We start from the raw sequence: 2,161 nt of genomic DNA, 5'->3' as shown, positions 1-2,161 counted from the left end.
GACGTCGGCGACATCCAGGTCATAGGTCATGTCCCGAATAGCTCAGGTTGAACGACTTGTTGATGAGCGGGAAGTCGGGGACGATGTTGCCCAGGATGCCGACCTCCAGCGCCGGCCAGTTCTGCCAGGAGGGGTCGTGCGGGTGCACACGGTCGAGCCGGCCGTCGGCGCCGATGCGCACGGCGACGATGACCGGCCCCCGCCAACCCTCGACATACCCCAGGCCCTCGCAGACATGCCTGACCGTCGGCAGCGGCACGCCCAAGGGACCCGGCGGCAGCCGCCGCACGATCGCCTCGATCAGCCGCAGCGACTCGAACACCTCGGCGAAACGCACCTCGACACGGGCCAGCACGTCGCCGCGCCGGTCGATGGCCATGTTCACCTCCAACTGGTCATAGGGAGGATGCGGGAACTGCACCCGCAGGTCCCAGGCCTGGCTGCTGGCGCGTCCGGCCAGGCCGATGAGCCCGAGACGCGCGGCCATGGCAGGATCGACCTGACCGGTGTGGGCGAAACGGTCCTGCACGCCGGCATGTTCATCATAGACGGCCTTGAGTTCCTCGACCTCGCCCCGCAGCCGTCGCGCCAAGTCCAGCAGCGCGTGCGCATCGCTGAGATCCGCCGCCACACCGCCGGGGACGATCCGGTCGAACAAATAACGGTGGCCGAACAGGCGTGCGGCGAGCCGCAGCCATTCCTCTTTCAGGCGCCAGAATTGAGCGAAACCGAAGCTCAGCGCTACGTCGTTGCCGAGATAACCCAGGTCACCCAGATGATTGGCCACCCGCTCGATCTCCAGGAACAACGCACGCAGCCAAAGCGCACGCGCTGGCACCGCCAGCCCCAAGGCCGCCTCGACCGCCATGCAATAGGCCCAGGAATAGGCAGAATGACTGTCCCCCGAGACGCGACCGGCGAGCCGCTGTCCCTGCGTGAGGTCCATGCCCTCGAAGCGCTTCTCGATACCCTTGTGGGTGTATCCCAGGCGCTCCTCCAGCTTGAGCACCCGGTCGCCGATGACCGAGAAACGGAAGTGCCCCGGTTCGATCGTGCCGGCATGGATCGGACCGACGGGGATCTCGTGCACGCCGTCGCCGGCCACACGGATGAAGGGATAGGCGTCGGCTCGGGTGAGGACTGAGGGATGGGGGGTGAGGCATGGGGTATCTTTGCGCAGGGGGTAGGCGTCCTCGGCCCAGGCCGCATGGCGCAGCCACTTGCGCGTGTCCACTGCGCCTTCGGCGCGGATGCCCAACAGGTCATAGGCCGCGCGTTGCATGCGTTCGGCCTGGGGGAAGATCGAGGAGAGATCCGGATGGGTGGGCGCCTCGGCTGGCAATGGGCAGTGCGCCCAGACGAGCCCCTGACTGGACAGATAAAGGGTGTGTAGGGCAAAGCCCTGCCCGAGGTGGCGGTCATCGCTCCCCCAAAGGGCGAGGAGTTGTCCGCCCTCGTCGCGGATGGCGTGGGCGAACCCGGGCAGGCGGGCTGGGTCCAGGTCAAAGCGCCAGATGGCGCCCTCGCCCTGGGGTGTGAGGATGAGTTCGATGTCGCCGATGCTGGTCTTCATCTCACCCCCCTAACAGGCTTGCCGCCTGACGGTACCAGCCGGCCAGGTAGGGCGGGATGAACAGCCCCAGCAGCAATACCAGGGCAAGGTGGATGAACACTGGCGCCATGGCCGGCGGATGGGGCAGGCGTGGCAGCTCGGTCTCGCCGAAGACCATGGGCTGCACGCGCCCGAATATGGCGGCAAAGGCCACGCCCAAGGCGGTGAGCAGGAATGGCGTGGCCCAGGGGTGCTCGTGCATGGCGGTGGTGATGATGAGGAACTCGCTGGCGAAGACCCCGAAGGGCGGTACGCCCAGGATGGCGATGGTGCCGAGCATCAGGCCCCAGCCGATGGTGGGGTTGGTCTTGATCAGGCCGCGGATTTGGTCCATGACCTGTGTTCCGGTCTTCTGCGCCGCATGCCCGACGGCGTAAAAGATGGCCGACTTGGTCAATGAATGCATGGTCATGTGTAACATGCCGGCAATGTTGGCCACCATCCCGCCCATGCCGAAGGCGAAGGTGATGAGCCCCATGTGCTCGATGGAGGAATAGGCGAACATGCGCTTGATGTCGGTCTGGCGTTTGATCAGAAAGGCGGCTACCA

2 protein-coding genes are annotated in these 2,161 nt (G+C 66.0%); both read right to left on the bottom strand.

Annotated features, from left to right (window positions below; genetic code table 11):
- Positions 1–19 precede the first annotated feature (19 nt).
- The gene (locus ACK4FK_RS18710) at positions 20–1,573 is read right to left on the bottom strand and encodes an NADH-quinone oxidoreductase subunit C (protein ID WP_409747200.1); all 1,554 of its coding nucleotides are present in this window, start codon (positions 1,571–1,573) and stop codon (positions 20–22) included.
- 1 nt (position 1,574) lies between these two features.
- Positions 1,575–2,161, bottom strand: a 587-nt coding sequence (locus tag ACK4FK_RS18705) for a proton-conducting transporter membrane subunit (protein WP_409747197.1), incomplete at its 5' end; no start/stop codon positions are given.

It is taken from the genome of Ferrovibrio sp. (assembly GCF_046297895.1).
GTDB lineage: Bacteria > Pseudomonadota > Alphaproteobacteria > Ferrovibrionales > Ferrovibrionaceae > Ferrovibrio.
This window is presented reverse-complemented; position numbering and strand designations above follow the sequence as displayed.